Below are 18,816 nucleotides of genomic sequence, written 5' to 3' on the forward strand. Positions count from 1 at the left end.
TCTGAAACTAATTTTCGTAATCTAACGATTAGATTACTTTAGCTTCGTTGTGTAAAAGGTTAACTAATTCGTCTAAGTTATCAGGAGCAACTAAAGTCACATCACCTTTTGGAGCTGGTTTTTCAAATTTTACAGTTCCAGTTTCTGTATTTGCGCCGTTAGGCTCAACTACATTTAAAGGTTTTTTTCTAGCCATCATAATACCTCTCATATTTGGTATACGTAAGTCGCTCTCTTCAACCAAACCTTTTTGTCCTCCGATTACTAAAGGCAATGTAGTAGAAACACTTTCTTTACCACCATCAATCTCTCTAACAGCTTTAGCGTTTGTGCCATCTACCTCAAGACTAATGCAGTTAGTAACAAAGTTAGCGTCAACCATTTCTGCTAACATACCAGGTACCATTGCACCGTTATAATCAATAGACTCTCTACCTGCAATTACTAAATCATAACCGCCATCTTTTACAACTTTTGCTAACTCTTTAGCAACTTGATAGCCGTCTTTAGCTTCTGCATTTACTCTAATAGCAGTATCTGCACCTATAGCTAATGCTTTTCTTAGTGTAGGTTCTGTTTCTGGACCACCAACGTTAACAACGTCTACAGAAGCACCTTGTTTTTCTTTAAACCACATTGCTCTTGTTAAACCAAATTCGTCATTTGGATTAATTACAAATTGTACACCATTTGTGTCAAATTTTGTATCACCATCTGTAAAATTAATTTTTGAAGTAGTGTCTGGTACGTGACTAATACACACTAAAATTTTCATATTTTTTAATTTATTTAGTTTTTAAATTTATGCCTTTAGACCTACTAAATCGTTATAGTAACATGGGTTAATCAGCAATTTTTTATAAAATTTTAAAGCAAAAAACGCTCTAAAATGTTGTGGTTACGAAGATATGGAATTATTTTTAAAATTTACTATGCGTGCATAATAAATTTTAAAGAATTCTTTTACTGTAAGTTTTTTATTAATTCTTATTTTTGCAATTCAAATAGATATTTTAATGAAAACAATACAGTTTAGAGAAGCTATTGCTGAAGCCATGAGCGAAGAAATGCGTCGTGACGAAAGCATCTACCTTATGGGTGAAGAAGTAGCAGAATATAATGGTGCTTATAAAGCATCTAAAGGTATGTTGGATGAGTTTGGTCCAAAACGTGTTATTGATACACCAATTGCAGAGCTTGGTTTTGCAGGTGTGGCTATTGGATCTACCATGACTGGTAATAGACCGATAGTAGAATATATGACCTTTAACTTCTCTTTAGTTGGTATTGACCAAATTATAAATAACGCTGCAAAAATTAGACAAATGTCCGGTGGACAATTTAAATGTCCAATTGTTTTTAGAGGTCCAACAGCTTCTGCAGGACAATTAGCAGCTACACATAGTCAAGCTTTTGAAAGCTGGTTTGCTAATACACCAGGTTTAAAAGTGGTAGTGCCTTCTAACCCATATGATGCAAAAGGTTTATTAAAATCTGCAATACGTGATGACGATCCAGTTATTTTTATGGAGTCTGAGCAAATGTATGGTGATAAAGGTGAAGTGCCAGAAGGAGAATACACTATACCATTAGGTGTTGCAGATATTAAGCGTGAAGGAACAGATGTAACCATCGTTTCTTTTGGAAAAATTATAAAAGAAGCTTATAAAGCTGCAGACGAACTTGAAAAAGAAGGAATCTCTGTTGAAATTATAGATCTTCGTACAGTTAGACCAATGGATAGAAAAGCTATTTTAGAGTCTGTAAAGAAGACTAATCGTTTGGTAGTTTTAGAAGAAGCTTGGCCATTTGGTAACGTAGCGACTGAAATTACTTACCTTGTACAAAGTGAAGCATTTGATTACTTAGATGCTCCAATTGTAAAAATAAACACAGCAGATACGCCTGCACCATATAGTCCAGTATTGTTAGAAGAGTGGTTACCAAACCATAACGATGTGATAAAGGCTGTTAAAAAAGTGATGTACAAATAAAAAATTATTATTTTCGTTATATCTAAACTTCATTAGCACGATTGTTGATGAAGTTTTTTTGTTTATAAATCAAAATTAATGAATAAACTTTTTTCTGCCCTTTTTTTTCTTTTTAGCATCATTTCTGCGTTAGCACAAACCAAAGTTAGTGGTCAAGTTTTTGACGCATCAAATAATCCGGTACCTTTTGCAAATGTAATTTTTAAAGGTTCTTCAATAGGAGTAATAACTAATGAAGAAGGAACATTTTATATTGAAGATGAAAACAATTGGGACGTATTAAAAATATCTTTTATTGGTTTTGAAACTCAAGAAATTCAACTTGAAAAAAGAGTAACTTATAAGTTAAAGGTGACGCTTAAAGAAGAAGCAGCTGCATTAGATGAAGTTGTTATTGTCTCAGGAAAACAACCTAAAAAAAATAATCCTGCGATTGATATTCTAAGAAAAATTTGGGCAAATAAACGTAGTAATGGACTTAAACAGTACAAACAATACCAATATGATAAATACGAAAAGGTAGAATTTGACCTTAACACCATAGATAGTTCGCTAATAGATAGTAAGTTGTTTAAAGGTATGGAGTTTGTATTTGATCAAGTAGATACTTCTAAAGTTACAGGTAAAACGTATTTACCAATGTTTATTAACGAAGCTGCTAGTGAGGTTTACGGTGATAATGTAATTAATGAAAAACGAGAAATTTTAAAAGGAAATAAAAACTCAGGATTTAGTAATAACCAGGTAATTATTGACTTTGTAGACGATTTGTATTCAGACTATGATGTGTACGATAACTATTTAAAGTTTTTTGATAAAAGCTTTGTTAGTCCAATCTCTCGTACCGGAATACAAACGTATAATTACGTACTTTCAGATAGTACTTATATAGATAATAAATGGTGTTACAATATTATTTATTACCCAAGACGTAAAAATGAATTAACCTTTAAAGGTGATTTTTGGGTAGCAGATACCACATTTGCATTAAAAAACATCAATATGCAAGCCTCTAAAAGCGCTAATATAAATTGGGTAAAAGAAATTTATATAGAGCAAGATTTTGAAGTGTTAAACGATTCAGTCTTTTTAATAAAACGAGATTATTTTATGTCAGATTTTGCCTTTAATAAGAAGGAAAAATCTAGAGGGATTTACGGAAAACGTACCACACTTTACGATAATTACAAGTTTGATAAAGAAAAAGATCCTAAGTTTTACAAGCAAAAAGTTTACAGCTTTGATGAAGATATCTATAATCAAGATGATAGTTTTTGGGATAAAAACCGAATGGAGTCTTTAAGTAAAGATGAAAAAGGTGTTTACGTCATGTTAGATTCTTTAAAAAAGACTAAAAAATTTAAAAGACTTTACAACTTAGGAAGCATTTTGGCATCTGGTTATATAGAGTTTGATGATTTAAATTTAGACTACGGACCTATATTTTCAACCTTTGGTTATAATGAAGTTGAAGGTGTTAGATTAAGAGCTGGCGGACGTACTTATTTTGGGCAAAATGATTTATGGCGTATAGAAGGATTTACGGCGTACGGTTTTAGAGATAATAAGTTTAAATATGGTATTTCAGGAAAATGGCTATTAGATAAAAAAAGCAGATTGATAATTTCTGGAGGAAACCGTCGTGATGTAGAACAAATAGGTGCAAGTCTAACTAATAGCACAGATGTCTTAGGACGAAGTTTAGCAAGCTCATCAGTAGTAGGAACAGGAATAAACGATAAATTAACCAATATTAACCTAAGTACTTTAGCAATAGAAGCAGAGCCATTAAGAAACTTTGTAACTCGTTTAAGCGGAAGTTACCGAACCTTAGAGTCTGCTTCAAAAACCTTTAGTTTAGATTATTATACAGACGCAACTCAAACAACGACAAAATCTGAAGTAAAACAATATGAAACCGCAATCTCTTTATCTTATTTTCCAAAAAGAGAAATGACAGGTTTTGGTGTAGAACGAAGAACAAAAAACGATGATTTTGCAAGGCTTTTTGCGCAGATTTCTATAGGCGATCAAAGTATTTTAAATAGTGATTTTGATTATACTAAAGTTCAATTTTCATATACACAACCTTGGGCTATTGGTGGTTTTGGTAGACTGTACACAACCGTAGAAGCAGGTAAGACTTTTGGAGAAGTTCCTTTAGGTTTGTTAAGTGTTGTGCCAGGTAACCAAAGTTATTTTTCAATATATAATACTTTTTCAAACCTTGATTTTTATGAGTTTGTTACCGATGAATATGCAACACTTCATATAGAACATAACTTTAACGGAAGATTATTTTCGCGTATCCCATTCTTAAAAAAATACAATTTAAGAGCTATTTTAGGAGCAAGAGGTGTTATAGGTAATATATCTCAAGACAACAGAAATATTAACGCTTCAGGATTAATTTATGAAGCTCCAAACAAAGAACCTTACTATGAGTATAGTTTTGGTGTAGGAAACATTTTTAAAGTCTTTAGAATAGATTTTAATTTTAGAGGTAATTATACAGATCCTGTTTTATACCCAGATGCTAGAAAGTTTGGCGTAACCGGTAGTTTTGGTTTTTATTTTTAAAAAAGAATGCGCTATAGGTAAGTTACTATATCAATTTTCCAAAGTCAAACTATTTTCTCTTGCCTAAACCTAAATAATCACTTACTTTTGCATCCCTTATTTTTAGATAGTTAATAAATAAATAACGCTATTAGCGTATAAAATAATTAAGATGAGCCCAAAAGGAGAAACAACATTTGATGCTTTAGTAGAAATTCCTAAAGGAAGCAGAAACAAGTATGAATATGACTTTGATTTAAAAAAAATACGTTTTGACCGTATGCTATTCTCTTCGATGATGTATCCAGGAGATTACGGATTTATACCACAAACATTAGCTTTAGATGGTGACCCATTAGACGTATTAATTTTAGGTCATGAGCCTACGTTTCCAATGTGTGTTGTAGAGGTAAAACCAATCGGAGTATTCCATATGGCAGATGAAAAAGGTCCAGACGAAAAAATAGTTTGTGTACCAGTATCTGATCCAATTTGGAATTCTAAAAATGATATATCAGATATTAATCCTCACCGCTTAGATGAAATTACTCACTTTTTCCAAGTATACAAAGATTTAGAAAAAAAGAAAGTAGATGTAGGAAGTTGGGGAGATGCAAAAGAAGCTTACGAAATTGTAAGCAAATGCGTAGATAGATACGAAAACAGCGAGCATAAAGCAAACGGCGATTTCTTAATCTAAGCTAAGAAAATTATACCCGCTTAAAACGGAGATTTTATAAACATTTTAAATATTCAAAACCCTTACATATTGATTGTAAGGGTTTTTGTATTAGATTCCATTTTGTTACATTTACGATAATTAACACTAACAAATCAAAATAAATATGGAATCAAACATGATTTATTTGCCAATAGCATTGGCAATTCTCGGACTTGTTTTTATGTTCGTTAAAATGGCTTGGGTAAAAAAACAAGCTGCTGGAAACGAGAAAATGCAAGGTATCTCTAAAGCTATAAAAGAAGGAGCTTTAGCATTTCTAAATGCAGAATACAGATTATTAGCAATATTTGTAGTCATTGCTTCAATTGCATTATTTGGAATATCTCAAGTTGTATCAACAACTAGTTGGATGATTATTCCTGCATTTATTATCGGAGCTGTTTTTTCTGCTTTAGCAGGAAATATAGGAATGAGAATTGCTACAGACGCTAACGCACGTACTGCCGAAGCTGCAAAAACAAGTTTACCACAAGCGTTAAAAGTGTCTTTTGGTGGTGGAACAGTAATGGGATTAGGAGTTGCTAGTTTAGCAGTTTTAGGGCTTAGTTTGTTATTCTTATTGTTCTTAGGACAATTTATGGGTAATGAAGGTTCTTTTTATAAAAATATGACTATCGTTTTAGAAACCTTAGCTGGTTTTTCTTTAGGAGCAGAATCTATCGCACTTTTTGCTCGTGTTGGTGGTGGTATCTATACTAAAGCTGCAGATGTTGGTGCCGATTTAGTTGGAAAAGTAGAAGCAGGTATACCAGAAGACGATCCGCGTAATCCAGCAACAATTGCAGATAACGTAGGAGATAATGTTGGTGATGTTGCCGGTATGGGAGCAGATTTATTCGGTAGCTACGTCGCAACAGTATTAGCTGCAATGGTATTAGGTAACTATATCATAAAAGATATGGCAGATGCTGGTACAGTATTAGAATCTTTTAATGGTATGGGACCAATCTTACTACCAATAGTCATAGCTGGTGTTGGTATTTTAGCTTCAATAATAGGGACGTTTTTAGTTAGAATTTCTTCAAATGAAGCTAAAGAGTCTCAAGTTCAAAAAGCACTAGATGTAGGAAACTGGGTATCGATAGGTATTACACTTGCTGCAAGTTGGTTCTTAATTCGTTGGATGTTACCAGAAACAATACAAATGAGCTTCTTTGGGGAAGGTGTAAAAGCTATTCCGTCAAGACATGTCTTTTATGCAGCTATGATTGGATTAGCAGTAGGCGCATTAATCTCTATGGTAACAGCACATTACACAAGTTTAGGTAAAAAACCAGTTTTAGATATCGTAAAAAATAGTTCTACAGGAGCGGCAACAAATATTATTGCAGGTTTAGCGGTAGGAATGAAATCTACTTTCTTATCTGTAATTTTATTTGCAGCAGCAATTTATGGGTCGTATGCATTAGCAGGATTTTATGGTGTTGCATTAGCAGCTTCTGCAATGATGGCAACAACAGCAATGCAATTAGCAATAGATGCGTTTGGACCAATTGCAGATAACGCTGGTGGAGTAGCAGAAATGAGCGAACTAGAGCCACACGTAAGAGAACGTACAGATATTTTAGATTCAGTTGGTAATACAACTGCAGCAGTAGGTAAAGGGTTTGCAATAGCATCTGCAGCCTTAACAGCGTTAGCATTATTTGCTGCTTATGTAACTTTTACAGGTATTGATGGTATTAACATTTTTAAGGCAGATGTGTTAGCAATGTTATTTGTTGGAGGTATGATTCCTGTCATTTTCTCTGCATTAGCTATGCAATCTGTAGGTAAAGCAGCAATGGAAATGGTGCAAGAAGTACGTCGTCAGTTTAAAGAAATTCCTGGAATTATGGAAGGAACTGGTACGCCAGAATATGCAAAATGTGTAGATATTTCTACTAAAGCAGCATTAAAAGAAATGATTTTACCAGGATTAATCACAATTATCACTCCGATAATTATAGGGTTAATTTTTGGAGCAGAACCTTTAGGAGGTTATATGGCTGGTGTATGTGTGTCTGGTGTTATGTGGGCAATTTTTCAAAACAATGCTGGTGGCGCATGGGATAATGCTAAAAAATCTTTTGAAGCTGGTGTTGAAATAGATGGAAAAATGGAGTATAAAGGTAGTGAAGCGTATAAAGCAGCAGTTACCGGAGATACTGTCGGAGACCCATTTAAAGATACATCAGGACCATCTATGAATATTTTAATTAAGTTAACCTGTCTAGTAGGATTAGTAATAGCTCCAATCCTAGGGAATCACGATGCGGAAGAAGGTATGGCAATGAATAAAGATGTTGAGGTTACAGTAAATAATAGTAATAAAAAAGAAGTTAAAGTAAAAGTTATTATGGAAAAAAATAATGACGGAACTGTAACTGCAAACGTAACATCAACAACAGTTAGTAACGGAGAATCTTTTGTGAAAAAGCACGTTTTTACAGGAACAGAAGAAGAAGTTAATGCAAAAATTAATGCTTTAGAAAATGCTAAAGACAGCAATAACAAAAAAGTGAATAAGCAAATAGAAGTTACAAAAGAAGAGATTAAAAACTTACCTCAAGCTTAATACTTTAAGTATTATAAAATTAAAGACCTGCTATTGTTTTTAGCAGGTTTTTTTTGTGTTATATTTGAATCTAATATGAGCTGGTTTAAAAAAGATCCGTTACAAATAATTTCATTTTTAAGTTATGGTACACAAAACCATTTCTATATACGTGGTCGCGCTTTAGAAGACGAAACTATTAATTTAGAAGAAAAAAGCTTGTGGAATCTTATCCTTAATACTTGGAAGCGTTTTGAAACCGACGAAATTAAAAATACCAAACTAAAGATAACCTTACCAGACAACAGGGTTTATTATACAAAAACCGATAAAGATGGATACTATAAAATAGATGTTAGTAATGAAGATTTAAAACATCTAGTTAATGAAGAAGGTTGGTTAAATTTTGAGCTTTCTTACGATGAACCTAACATAAAGCGTACCATTCAAAAAGAAAACCGTTTTAAAGGTGAAATGCTAATACCTGCTAAAGATGCAGATTTTGGTGTAATAAGCGACATTGATGATACGATTATTCATACCGGAGTAGCTTCATTTTTAAAATGGCGTGTTATTTTTAATACCTTTTTAAAACATGTACAAAGTAGGATGCCTTTAGAAGGCGCAGCAGAGTTTTATCATCTTTTACATCGTGGTACAACTGGTAAAAAGGCTAATCCTATATTTTATGTAAGTCATAGTCCATGGAATTTATACAGGTATTTAGAGTTTTTTTTAAAAACTAACAACTTTCCTAAAGGACCAATATTGCTTCGTAGTTTTAGAACTATTTTTAAAAAGAAAACATCTACTTGCAAGCCTCAAAAACAACTAGAAATTACTAATATTTTAAATACCTATCCTAATCTACCTTTTGTATTAATTGGAGATAGTAGTGAGCATGATCCAGATATTTATTTAGAGTTAGTCAATAGTTTTCCTAACCGTATTAAAGTTGTTTATTTACGTAGTGTATTACATAAACAGAAAATGCAGCGTGTTAAAAAGCTATTGGCAGATTACAGTATTCCTGTTATGTTAGTTGACAACAGCAAAGAAGCTATTGCGCATGCTAAAGGTTTAGGTATTATTAAGTAAACCCGCGTTAAGGATTGAAGTGAAAAACCCACAGCGAAGCATGAGCGAGGATTTGTAACGTAAAGCCTGACCCTTTAGGGTAACGCCAAAAAAAATCTAAAATAATCCGTTAATTTGCGCGTCTATTTTATTAATGATATTACCTAAGTCTTCAGGATTTGCAACAAAATCTAAATTATCTACGTCAATTATTAATAAGTTTCCTTTGTCATAATTATGTATCCAAGCTTCGTAACGCTCATTAAGTCGGCTTAAATAATCGATGCTTATAGAGTTTTCATAATCACGACCTCTTTTGTGGATTTGAGCTACTAAATTTTGAATAGAACTACGTAAATATATCAATAAGTCTGGACCTGGCACAAAAGATTGCATAAGATCAAAAAGTGATTTGTAATTTTCATAATCACGATTTGTCATTAGTCCCATAGCATGAAGGTTAGGTGCAAAAATATGTGCATCTTCGTAAATGGTACGGTCTTGTATAATGTCTTTACCACTTTCGTTTATTTGGGTGACTTGTCTAAAACGACTATTTAAAAAATAAACTTGTAGGTTAAAACTCCAACGTTCCATTTGGTTATAAAAATCGTCTAAATATGGGTTGTCTACAACATCTTCTAATTGAGCTTCCCAGTTAAAGTGTTTAGCTAATAATTTGGTTAGCGTAGTTTTACCTGCGCCTATATTTCCTGCTACAGCAACGTGCATAATTAGTCGGTTTTAAGTTGAAATTTAGATAAAAAATTAAGGGTGTAAATATACAGGATTTGATTGGTTACAAAAAACTGATTTATTAACATATTTGAAGTTTTGATTTCTTTTTGTGTTTGGTCTTTTGAGTTGTAATAGATTAACCCATCATTGGTTTTTATGATTAAGTTTTCTTTAGTGGCTTGAAGTTTTGTAAAACCAGTGTTTGGTATTTTATAAACTAAGCTACCAAAGTAGTTATAGCAGTATAAAAAATTATCTGTTAGTAACCAACAGTAGTTATAATTACTAGTTAGGTCTAAAACTTTAGAGCTTACAGGTATAGTTTTATAACGTGTTTTTTTAGTTTGAAAATCAAATAATTCTAAATACTGAAAGTCTTGATTGTAAATCCAAATAGTATTATCAAAACCAGTAGTGATATGGGTGATGTTTTTATAATTTTCAGTAGAATTAAAATCAATTTTTGCTACTTCAGCTAGACGGTTGTCAAGAATAATAACCGTATTAAAGTCCGAATAAAACAAATTAATCTTTAAAGAGTTAAAAGCGTTAGCACTAGTAATTTGACCTAACTGAAAGTTACTATAGTTTAAAGTGTCTTTGCTAGTCGCTTTTTTAAAGGTGTTGTTTTTTATAAAGTAAGTTGCTTCAAAATTATCTATGCCAACTAGCCAATCTGCTTTTAGAGATTTTTTTTCAATAAGAGTAGTAGTGATTTCTTCTTGAGCAAAACAAGAAGAGCTAACAAAAGCAAGTAAAATTAAAAGCTGTTTCATTAAGATACAATGTACAAATTTCAAACCATATTTGTAACAAAATCAGCAATTTTACTACTAATTTTTTATTAGTAAATAATTAACATTTAACAATTAAACTATTGGTTAATTTCAAAGTCTAATAAAAGATTAAAATTTAATACTTAAAATTTTTAAAATGAATTTAAGAACTACCTTAAAAACCTATGCATCAATATTTATTATGTTGATTGCTTTTGGTTTACATGCCCAAAACGATTTTCAAGGAGAAGCAGTTTACATGTCAAAAACGACAGTAGATTTAGATAACTTTGGAGGCAGAGAGCTTAGTCCAGAACGTAAGAAAATGATTATGGAGCGTATGAAATCTATGCTAGAAAAAACCTTTATACTTACGTTTAACAAAACAGAATCGATGTATAAAGAAGACGAAGCTTTAGAGTCGCCAGCACAAGGAGGAATGCGTATGATGGGCGGAATGGGAAGCAATGGTCCAGTTTATAAAAATGTAAAAACAAACGAGTACTTACAAGATCAAGAGTTTTTTGGTAAGCAGTTTTTAATTAATGATAGTTTACCAAAATACGAATGGAAAATGACAGGCGAAACCAAACAAATTGGTCAATACATGTGTTTTAAAGCAACAGCTGTAAAAAAGGTAGATGCTGCAGATTGGACAAATATGCGTCGTAGAGATAGAGATGAAGACAAGAAAAAAGATGACGAGAAAGAAGATGCAGAAGTACAAAAAGATAGCACAAAAAAAGAAGAATTTAAAGATCCATTTGATGAGATAGAAATCCCTGAAGAAATAGAGATTACAGCATGGTATACTATGCAAATACCAGTAAGCGCTGGACCTGGAGAATATTGGGGATTACCAGGATTGATTTTAGAAATAAACTCAGGAAGAACAACTATTCTTTGTACTAAAATAACTTTAAATCCTGAAAATAAAAAGGAAATCAAAAAACCAACTAAAGGTAAAGAAGTTGGTAGAGAAGAGTATCAAGACATAGTAAAAAAGAAAATGGAAGAAATGCGTGCCATGTTTAGAGCAAGACGTGGCGGTAGAAGAAACTAACCAAGTACTTACCAACTTACGATATGAAAAATATAATAAAACTACTAGTATTTTTACTAGCAAGTACATCTTTTGCACAGGTTACATTTCAAGGTGTAGTAAAAGATAGTACAGGTGTTGGTTTAGAGTTAGCCAACGTAGTAGCTATAAACCAAGCAACAAAAAATTTAGATTCTTACGGGATCACCAACGATAAAGGTCGTTTCAAGTTAAATTTAGAAGAAAATTCTACCTATACAATTACCGTGAGCTATATCGGTATGCAATCTTTATCAGAGACTGTAGAGACTAAAGAAGCAAATGTAGAAAAAGACTTTACAATGTCTTTTGATGATAGCTTAGATGAAGTTGAATTAACCTATGAAATGCCTGTAACTATTAGTGGCGATACCATAGTTTATAACGCAGATTCTTTTAAAAACGGAACCGAAAGAAAACTTGGTGATGTCCTGGAAAAACTTCCAGGTGTAGAAGTAAATGATGAAGGTGAAATTGAAGTAGAAGGTAAAGCTGTTGGAAAAGTCATGGTAGATGGTAAAGACTTTTTTGATGGCGATTCTAAATTAGCAACTAAAAATATTCCTGCAAATGCAGTAGATAAAGTGCAGGTTTTAAAAAACTATTCAGAAGTTGGTCAACTTAGCGGTGTAACTAATAATCAAGATAATATTGCTATAAATATTAAGTTAAAAGAAGGAAAGAAAAACTTTTGGTTTGGTACAATTACAGGTGGTATTGGTGACTCTCCAGACAAAACTTTATACCTAGCACAACCTAAATTGTTTTATTACAGTCCAGAAAAAAGCATCAACTTTATTGGTGATTTAAATAATGTTGGTGAGTTGGCTTTAACACGTCGTGACATTTTTAACTTTTCTGGTGGTTTCCAAATGCCAAGTCAGCAAAGTGGAACCAACATCAGTCTAGGAAATAATAACCTAAGTTTCCTTCAACTACAAAATAACCAAGCTAAAGATATTAATACAAAGTTTGGTGCAGCTAACTTCAGTTTTTCACCAAAAAAGACATTAGACTTAAGTGGTTTTGGTATTTTTTCTAGTAGTCGTATAGACTTACAAGAAAACCAAAATGTAATTTATACAGACCAAAGTTTAAATATTCCTAATGAACAAACAGAGACTAACACACATCAAAAAAGTGATTTAGGAATGATTAAATTAAGTGCTAAATACAAGCCTAACACTAATAATCAACTAGATTATGATATTGTTGGACGTACATCTAAAGAGTCTCAAGATCAAGTAGTATTATCTTCTGTAGTTGGTGGCATTGACGAAAATCAAAATTCAAATCCATACAGTATCAATCAGAATTTAAACTACTACTACACGCATGACGAGAATAATATTTTTGCATTATCTGCACAACATTTAATACAAGATGAAGATCCTTTTTATAAAGCGGTTTTAGAAAATGATCCTACAAACAATGCAGATGTAGATAATGATGCTTTTGATAATACTGCATTTGCTTTAGGCTTAAATACAGATCAAAATTTATACGATGTTAATCAAGAGAAGCGTGTAAAATCTAATCAATTAGACGCTAAATTAGATTACTGGAACATTCTTAATAAGAAGAGCGATATTAATTTTACTATCGGGACAATTTACAGCAAACAACAGTTTAACTCTAATATTTTTCAAGTGTTAGATAACGGAAATGAGTTAGATACAACACCAATTGCAGGTGTAACAGATATAAATGATACAGATTACACCTTTAGCGATGTATATTTAGGTATGCATTACCGTTGGAAAACAGGTAAGTTTACTATTAGTCCTGGTGTTTCGGCTCATGCTTATAGCGCGGTTAATACACAGTTTGGAGAAGAAACTAAAGATAACTTTTTCAGATTATTACCAGATTTAAATGTTCGTGTTCAGCTTAAACAATCAGAAAATTTAAGTTTTAATTATAGAATGCAAACCCAATTTACAGATGTTAATCAGTTTGCTAGAGGATTAGTTTTAAATAATTACAATTCGACTTTTATTGGTAATCCAGATCTAGAAAGTGCATTGTCACATAACTTAAATTTAAGTTATTTCAGCTTTAATATGTTTAATTATACTAACGTGTTTGCCTTTTTAAATTACACAAAAAGTATTGATAATATTAGGACAAGATCGGTGTTTCAAGACGGTTCTGTAATTAGAAGTAGTACACCTTTTAACTCAGGTTTTGAAGACGAATCTTTTACAGCAAGCGGACGTTTTCAAAGACGATTTGGTAAGCTACAAGGTAGTGTAAGAGGTAGTTTTGCCTACACAAAATTTAACCAGTTAATTAACGATATTGTTTCGGTTAACGAAAATTATAATCAAACTTATACAGCAAGTATCCGTTCTAACTTTTTAGAAGCACCTAATTTTGAAGTAAGCTACCGTTACAGCATTCAAGATAGCGATCAAGGTAATACAAGAACTAAGTTTTATACCAATGCACCAACTATTGAATTTGATGCGTTAATCTTCAAAAAGTTAACTTTTAAGACAGACTATACATACAGTAATTTAAGAAATGAAGATGAAACTATAAACTCTTTTGATTTATGGAATGCCTCTTTAGCGTATCGTAAAACAAATGATAGTAAATGGGAATATGAGCTTAAAGCAACAAACTTGTTAGATACAGCTACAAGAAACCAAACAAGCAACGGAACATTTTCTGTAAGTACAAGTCAGTACTACATACAACCAAGATTTTTAACACTAAGAGTTATATATAATTTATAGTATTGAATTTTAGTCCGATAAAAAAGCGCTTTTTAAAAGGCGCTTTTTTTATTACCACTCATTAATTCTATTAGAATCTAATTTAATAAAAATGAATAGTAAAATAGTAAATCCCCAAAGACCAGAGCCACCATAACTAAAAAACGGAAGCGGTATGCCAATGGTTGGGATTAATCCCATGACCATGCCAATATTAATATTAAAGTGTATAAATAAAATACTAGCAACCGCATAACCATACATGCGGCTAAATTGATTTTTTTGACGTTCTGCTAAAATAATTACCCTTACAATTAGCAATACAAATACAATAACAGTAAGTGTGCTACCAATAAATCCCCATTCTTCACCAACTGTTGTAAAAATGTAATCTGTATGTTGTTCTGGTACAAAATTTCCTGTAGTTCGTGTACCTTGTAAAAAACCTTTTCCTGCAAAACCACCATTACTTATAGCTTTTTCAGATTCATTTAAATTGTAAGCTATGGTTTGTTTCATTTGCTTCAATTTAACAGGGTCTTTTTCTAAGCTTAACCAAATTGTAATACGGTCTTTTTGATGGACTGGTAAAAAGTTTTGATAAATAAACCTTACAGTAAATGCTAAAGCTCCGGATATTAAAATGACCATTAAAGGTTGAAAAAATGATGGTCTCTTTTTCCTGGTAAAATGATGAGTTAGCACTATAAAAGCAGTAACTAATAAAGTAATTATTAGTCCAAATTTTAATGCAGAAATAGAAAGTAAAACTATTAAAACCGCAATAACTAAATAGATTTGAGGTAAACCTTCTCTATATAAAACAAAGAAGAAAGCACTATACACCAAGGTACTACCTGCATCTTTTTGAAGTAAAATTAATAGAGCAGGTAACACAATAATACCAAAAAGTTTTAATTGATCCGAAAAACTTTTAATATCTGTGTTTAAATCGCTTAAGTATTTTGCAACAGCAAGCGCAGTAGCTGTTTTTGCAAACTCACTTGGTTGAAGTGTCATAGATCCTATTGCGTACCAAGAAGTGGCTCCGTTAATATTCTTACCAAAGATGAATAAACCAACTAAAGAAACTATTGAGATGAGGTAAAAAATACTAGAAAACCGTTCGTAAAATTTAGCTTCTAGAGACAAAATAAAGATAATTAAAACTACAGATAAACCAATAAATATTAATTGTTTACTGTAAGAATGACTAAAATTAAAAAGTTCTATAGCATCACCTGAATGTGATGCAGATAGTATATTAACCCATCCAAATCCTACTAATAAAAAAAATAGTATTATGGTTAGCCAATCAAATTTAAAATGTCTGTCTGTTTCTCTTAGCATTTAGTTAAGCTGGTTTAACTTTTGTTTTAGTTTATTAAATTCTTCTGGCGGAATGACTTGTAACTCAGTTTGACCATTAATTTTAAATGGTTTACCAGAATAAGGTTTTGCGTATTCGTTTTCAAGACTGTGTGAAAGTAGCCAGTCTTCTAAATCTGTTCTTGTGATTTCGCCTTTTAAATGTTTTTCAATCATTAAACTAGCAACTTTTCCTGCAAATCTGCTTCCCCAATATCCATTTTCAACAAAAACAGCAATTGCAATTTTTGGGTCGTCTTTTGGTGCAAATGCCACAAAAATAGAATGGTCAGTAAGCTGTGTTCTTACACTATCAATTCTGGTAAAATTTTCTACTGTACCAGTTTTTCCGCAGATTTCAATATCTTTTATTTTAAGGCTACTTGCAGTACCAGTTTTGTAAACTTGGTGCATACCTTCAATTACTGGTTCAAAATTTTCTTTGCTTATAGAAGTATATTTTGGTGTTTTAAAACTTTCAGGAATAGTATCTCCTTCTATAGACTTAATAATGTGTGGCGTAAAGTAATAACCTCTGTTAGCTATTGCGGCAGTCATATTTGCCAATTGTATAGGTGTTGTAGCAACTTCACCTTGTCCAATTGCATTAGACACAGTATAAGTAGAGTAGAAGGTTTTTGGATATTGGTAGCTATAGTACTCTCTATCGGGAATTCGTCCTTTTTGACCAACAAAAAGATCGTTATTTAAGTAGTTACCTAAGCCAAAGCTTTTTACATGCTTACTCCATTTGTCAATACCTACAGATGCGTTTTCATATTTATCTAATATGCGTCTATAAGCTGTTAAAAAATAAGCATTACAAGACTCTTCAATACCTTCAATCATATCATTTCTTTTACCAGAAGGACAGTGACATCCCATAAAACGGTTACCATATTTAATACCGTGATAACATGTTACTTTTTCATTAGGGGACATAACGTTTTCTTCTAAAGCAATAAGAGCATTCATTAATTTAAACGGTGAACCTGGCTCGTAAACACCTTGCAAGCTTCTGTTAAATAAGGGTTTTGCAATAGAGTCGTTAAATAGTTTTGTAAAGTTTTTGCTTCTATTTCTTCCAACTAAACTATTTGGGTTGTAAGTAGGAGCAGAAACCATTGCTAAGATTTCTCCTGTTTTTGGTTCTATAGCTATTACTCCACCACGTTTATTGGTCATTAGTAACTCTCCATAAGCTTGTAAATCTGCATCAATTGTAATTTTTATGTCTTTACCAGCTCTTGGTAGCGTGTCATATTTACCGTTTTTATAAGGTCCTATATCTTGATTATGGATATCTTTTTGGATAAACTTAATCCCTTTTTGTCCGCGTAATATGTTTTCATAAGAAGCTTCTACACCTTGCTTACCTATTAAATCTCCACTATGGTAGTAATTGTCTTTTGCTATATCTCTGCTATTGACTTCTCCTATGTCTCCTAAAACATTTGCGCCAATATTGGTTTCGTATTTTCTTAAGGATCTTTTTTGAATATAAAATCCTTTATATTTTCTCATTTTTTCTTGAAGGATAGCGTAATCTTCTTTTGCTAAATGAGAAACAAAAACAGAAGGTAGTCTTGGTGAGTAATGCCTAGCTTTATTATATTTATTTAAAAACTGTTCTTTGTTGATTTTTAAAAGTGAACAAAACTCTAAAGTATCTAAAGGTTTGACATCCCTAGGAATAACCATGACATCATAAGATGGTTGGTTTGATACTAAAAGTTTACCATTTCTGTCGTATACAAAACCTCGTTTAGGATAATTAAAAACTGTTCTAATTGCATTGTCATCATAAATACTTTGGGCATGACTGTTAAATACTTGCAAGTATAACAATCTGCCTATAAATATGATGCCAACAATAATTACAAAAAAGAAAAGTATATATTTTCTCATTTAGATTTTTTGCTAAAAATAGTAGTTATTAAAATACTAAGTAGTATAGTAAAAATGCTGGATAATAACGTGTTTTTTAAGATTAAAATTATTTTAGAAATGTTAAAAAATTCCATCAAAAAGTAAAAGAAATGATGAATAACTATCAAGATGCTAAAGTAAGCCAGTTTTTGAATAAAATTAGTGTTGTTAAATTTTAACACATTGTGTTCGTATACTGCACCAAAGCTAAACTTTAATACAGCAGGTCTAATAAAGGCTATAATTAAAGAAGCTGTTGCATTTATACCGCCAGAATCCATGAAAAAATCTATAATTAACCCTAGTAAAAAACTTAAAAATAAAAACAACATACGATTGTTTTTTACAGGGTATAATGCAATAAAAAGTATGTAAATGTATGGGTTTACGTAGCCTAAAAAGTCAATATGATTAAAAAGTAATACTTGAAAAACTATTAGCAGTAAAAACCTTAATGTATGTATAGATAATAAATTATTCATTGTTTAATAAATCTTCAATTAATGATTTGTCTTTGTTTTCTATAACCATAACATGCTCTAAATTGGTCATGTCATTAAACAATGAAACGTTTATTTCGTAATAATTCTCTGTAATATCTAGTTTAAAATCTTTGATAGAGCCAATAAGTATTCCTTTTGGAAAAATTGACGATCTACCAGAAGTTATAATAGTATCTCCAATTTTAACTGGAGCGTTTTTTTGAATATCTGTTAATTGTACAATTTTTGGAGACTTTCCGTTCCAACTTAAAGTCCCAAAATGATTAGTTTTTTTAAGTTGTGCACTAATACGACTTGTTGTATTTAATATTGAAATAACAGTAGCGTATTTTGAGTTGTAATTGGCTGTAATACCTATAATCTTATTATTGTCAATAACAGCTAAGTCGTCTTTTATACTATCTTTTTTGCCTTTATTAATTAATAAAACATTTTGTTGCTTAGAGTAGCTGTTTTTAATTATTCTAGCAGGTGTAAACTTAAAAGTGTTTTCAAAAGTTGTAGTGTCTATATAGCTAATACTTTCCTTTTTAGTATTACCAATTAATGTGTTAAGTCTAGCGTTTTCTTTATTAAGTTTTTGGTTTTCTTCTTCTAAGTTAAAATAACTAGAAATTGAGTTGCTAGTATTATAAAGTCCTCCAGTAAAAAAATTAGCAGAATTTATAAACTTACTTCTGTGATAAGAATGTGATTGAATTGTAAGTGAAACCGAGATAGACAGTAGCAACAAGAAAAACAAAAACGATTTGTTTCTTAAAATGAAATTTACAATTTGTTGCATAGTGTTTTT

14 protein-coding genes are annotated in these 18,816 nt (G+C 31.6%); 7 read left to right on the plus strand and 7 right to left on the minus strand.

The window, feature by feature from the left end; translation table 11 throughout:
• Nucleotides 1-28: 28 nt before the first annotated feature.
• Nucleotides 29-775 (minus strand): electron transfer flavoprotein subunit beta/FixA family protein, encoded by a 747-nt coding sequence (locus tag FHS04_RS09935; RefSeq protein ID WP_106676498.1) that lies wholly within the window; start codon nt 773-775, stop codon nt 29-31.
• A 241-nt stretch (nt 776-1,016) separates the two neighbouring features.
• Between FHS04_RS09935 and FHS04_RS09940 the strand changes: the two genes are divergently transcribed.
• The 5 genes from FHS04_RS09940 to FHS04_RS09960 all read left to right on the plus strand — a co-directional run bounded on the left by FHS04_RS09940 (nt 1,017) and on the right by FHS04_RS09960 (nt 8,929).
• Nucleotides 1,017-1,994, plus strand: coding sequence for a pyruvate dehydrogenase complex E1 component subunit beta (locus FHS04_RS09940; RefSeq protein ID WP_027880509.1), 978 nt, complete (start codon nt 1,017-1,019; stop codon nt 1,992-1,994).
• A gap of 78 nt (nt 1,995-2,072) precedes the next feature.
• Nucleotides 2,073-4,574 (plus strand): DUF5686 and carboxypeptidase-like regulatory domain-containing protein, encoded by a 2,502-nt coding sequence (locus FHS04_RS09945; RefSeq protein ID WP_106676500.1) that lies wholly within the window; start codon nt 2,073-2,075, stop codon nt 4,572-4,574.
• 151 nt (nt 4,575-4,725) lie between these two features.
• Complete coding sequence (locus FHS04_RS09950; RefSeq protein WP_027880511.1) at nt 4,726-5,253, plus strand: inorganic diphosphatase; 528 nt, start codon at nt 4,726-4,728, stop codon at nt 5,251-5,253.
• 145 nt (nt 5,254-5,398) lie between these two features.
• Entirely contained in the window at nt 5,399-7,852 is a 2,454-nt protein-coding gene (locus tag FHS04_RS09955; protein WP_106676502.1) for a sodium-translocating pyrophosphatase, read from the plus strand.
• 75 nt (nt 7,853-7,927) lie between these two features.
• Complete coding sequence (locus tag FHS04_RS09960; RefSeq protein WP_027880513.1) at nt 7,928-8,929, plus strand: App1 family protein; 1,002 nt, start codon at nt 7,928-7,930, stop codon at nt 8,927-8,929.
• Nucleotides 8,930-9,025: 96 nt separating this feature from the next.
• Here the strand turns inward: FHS04_RS09960 and FHS04_RS09965 are convergent, their stop codons facing one another.
• On the minus strand, nt 9,026-9,640 hold the full coding sequence (locus tag FHS04_RS09965; protein WP_027880514.1) for a deoxynucleoside kinase: 615 nt from the start codon (nt 9,638-9,640) through the stop codon (nt 9,026-9,028).
• A 2-nt stretch (nt 9,641-9,642) separates the two neighbouring features.
• A complete protein-coding gene (locus tag FHS04_RS09970; RefSeq protein WP_106676504.1) occupies nt 9,643-10,422 on the minus strand; it encodes a hypothetical protein in 780 nt (259 codons plus the stop codon).
• Nucleotides 10,423-10,579: 157 nt separating this feature from the next.
• Here FHS04_RS09970 and FHS04_RS09975 point away from each other — a divergent pair, with 157 nt between their 5' ends.
• On the plus strand, nt 10,580-11,485 hold the full coding sequence (locus FHS04_RS09975) for a GLPGLI family protein (RefSeq protein WP_106676506.1): 906 nt from the start codon (nt 10,580-10,582) through the stop codon (nt 11,483-11,485).
• Between the two features lie 23 nt (nt 11,486-11,508).
• Complete coding sequence (locus FHS04_RS09980) at nt 11,509-14,244, plus strand: TonB-dependent receptor (protein WP_106676510.1); 2,736 nt, start codon at nt 11,509-11,511, stop codon at nt 14,242-14,244.
• A 51-nt stretch (nt 14,245-14,295) separates the two neighbouring features.
• On the opposite strand, the gene rodA is transcribed toward FHS04_RS09980, so the two are convergent.
• From rodA to mreC, 4 genes are read right to left on the minus strand one after another with little or no spacing between them, the layout of a single operon-like run.
• A complete protein-coding gene (rodA, locus tag FHS04_RS09985; protein ID WP_106676512.1) occupies nt 14,296-15,573 on the minus strand; it encodes a rod shape-determining protein RodA in 1,278 nt (425 codons plus the stop codon).
• Nucleotides 15,574-17,499 (minus strand): penicillin-binding protein 2, encoded by a 1,926-nt coding sequence (mrdA, locus tag FHS04_RS09990; protein ID WP_106676515.1) that lies wholly within the window; start codon nt 17,497-17,499, stop codon nt 15,574-15,576.
• Entirely contained in the window at nt 17,496-18,002 is a 507-nt protein-coding gene (locus FHS04_RS09995; RefSeq protein ID WP_106676518.1) for a rod shape-determining protein MreD, read from the minus strand. Before FHS04_RS09995 ends, mrdA begins: the two co-directional genes overlap by 4 nt.
• On the minus strand, nt 17,995-18,807 hold the full coding sequence (gene mreC, locus FHS04_RS10000; RefSeq protein WP_106676521.1) for a rod shape-determining protein MreC: 813 nt from the start codon (nt 18,805-18,807) through the stop codon (nt 17,995-17,997). Before mreC ends, FHS04_RS09995 begins: the two co-directional genes overlap by 8 nt.
• Between the last annotated feature and the right edge of the window lie 9 nt (nt 18,808-18,816).

The sequence above is a fragment of the Mesoflavibacter zeaxanthinifaciens subsp. sabulilitoris genome (genome assembly GCF_014191595.1).
Lineage (GTDB): Bacteria > Bacteroidota > Bacteroidia > Flavobacteriales > Flavobacteriaceae > Mesoflavibacter > Mesoflavibacter zeaxanthinifaciens.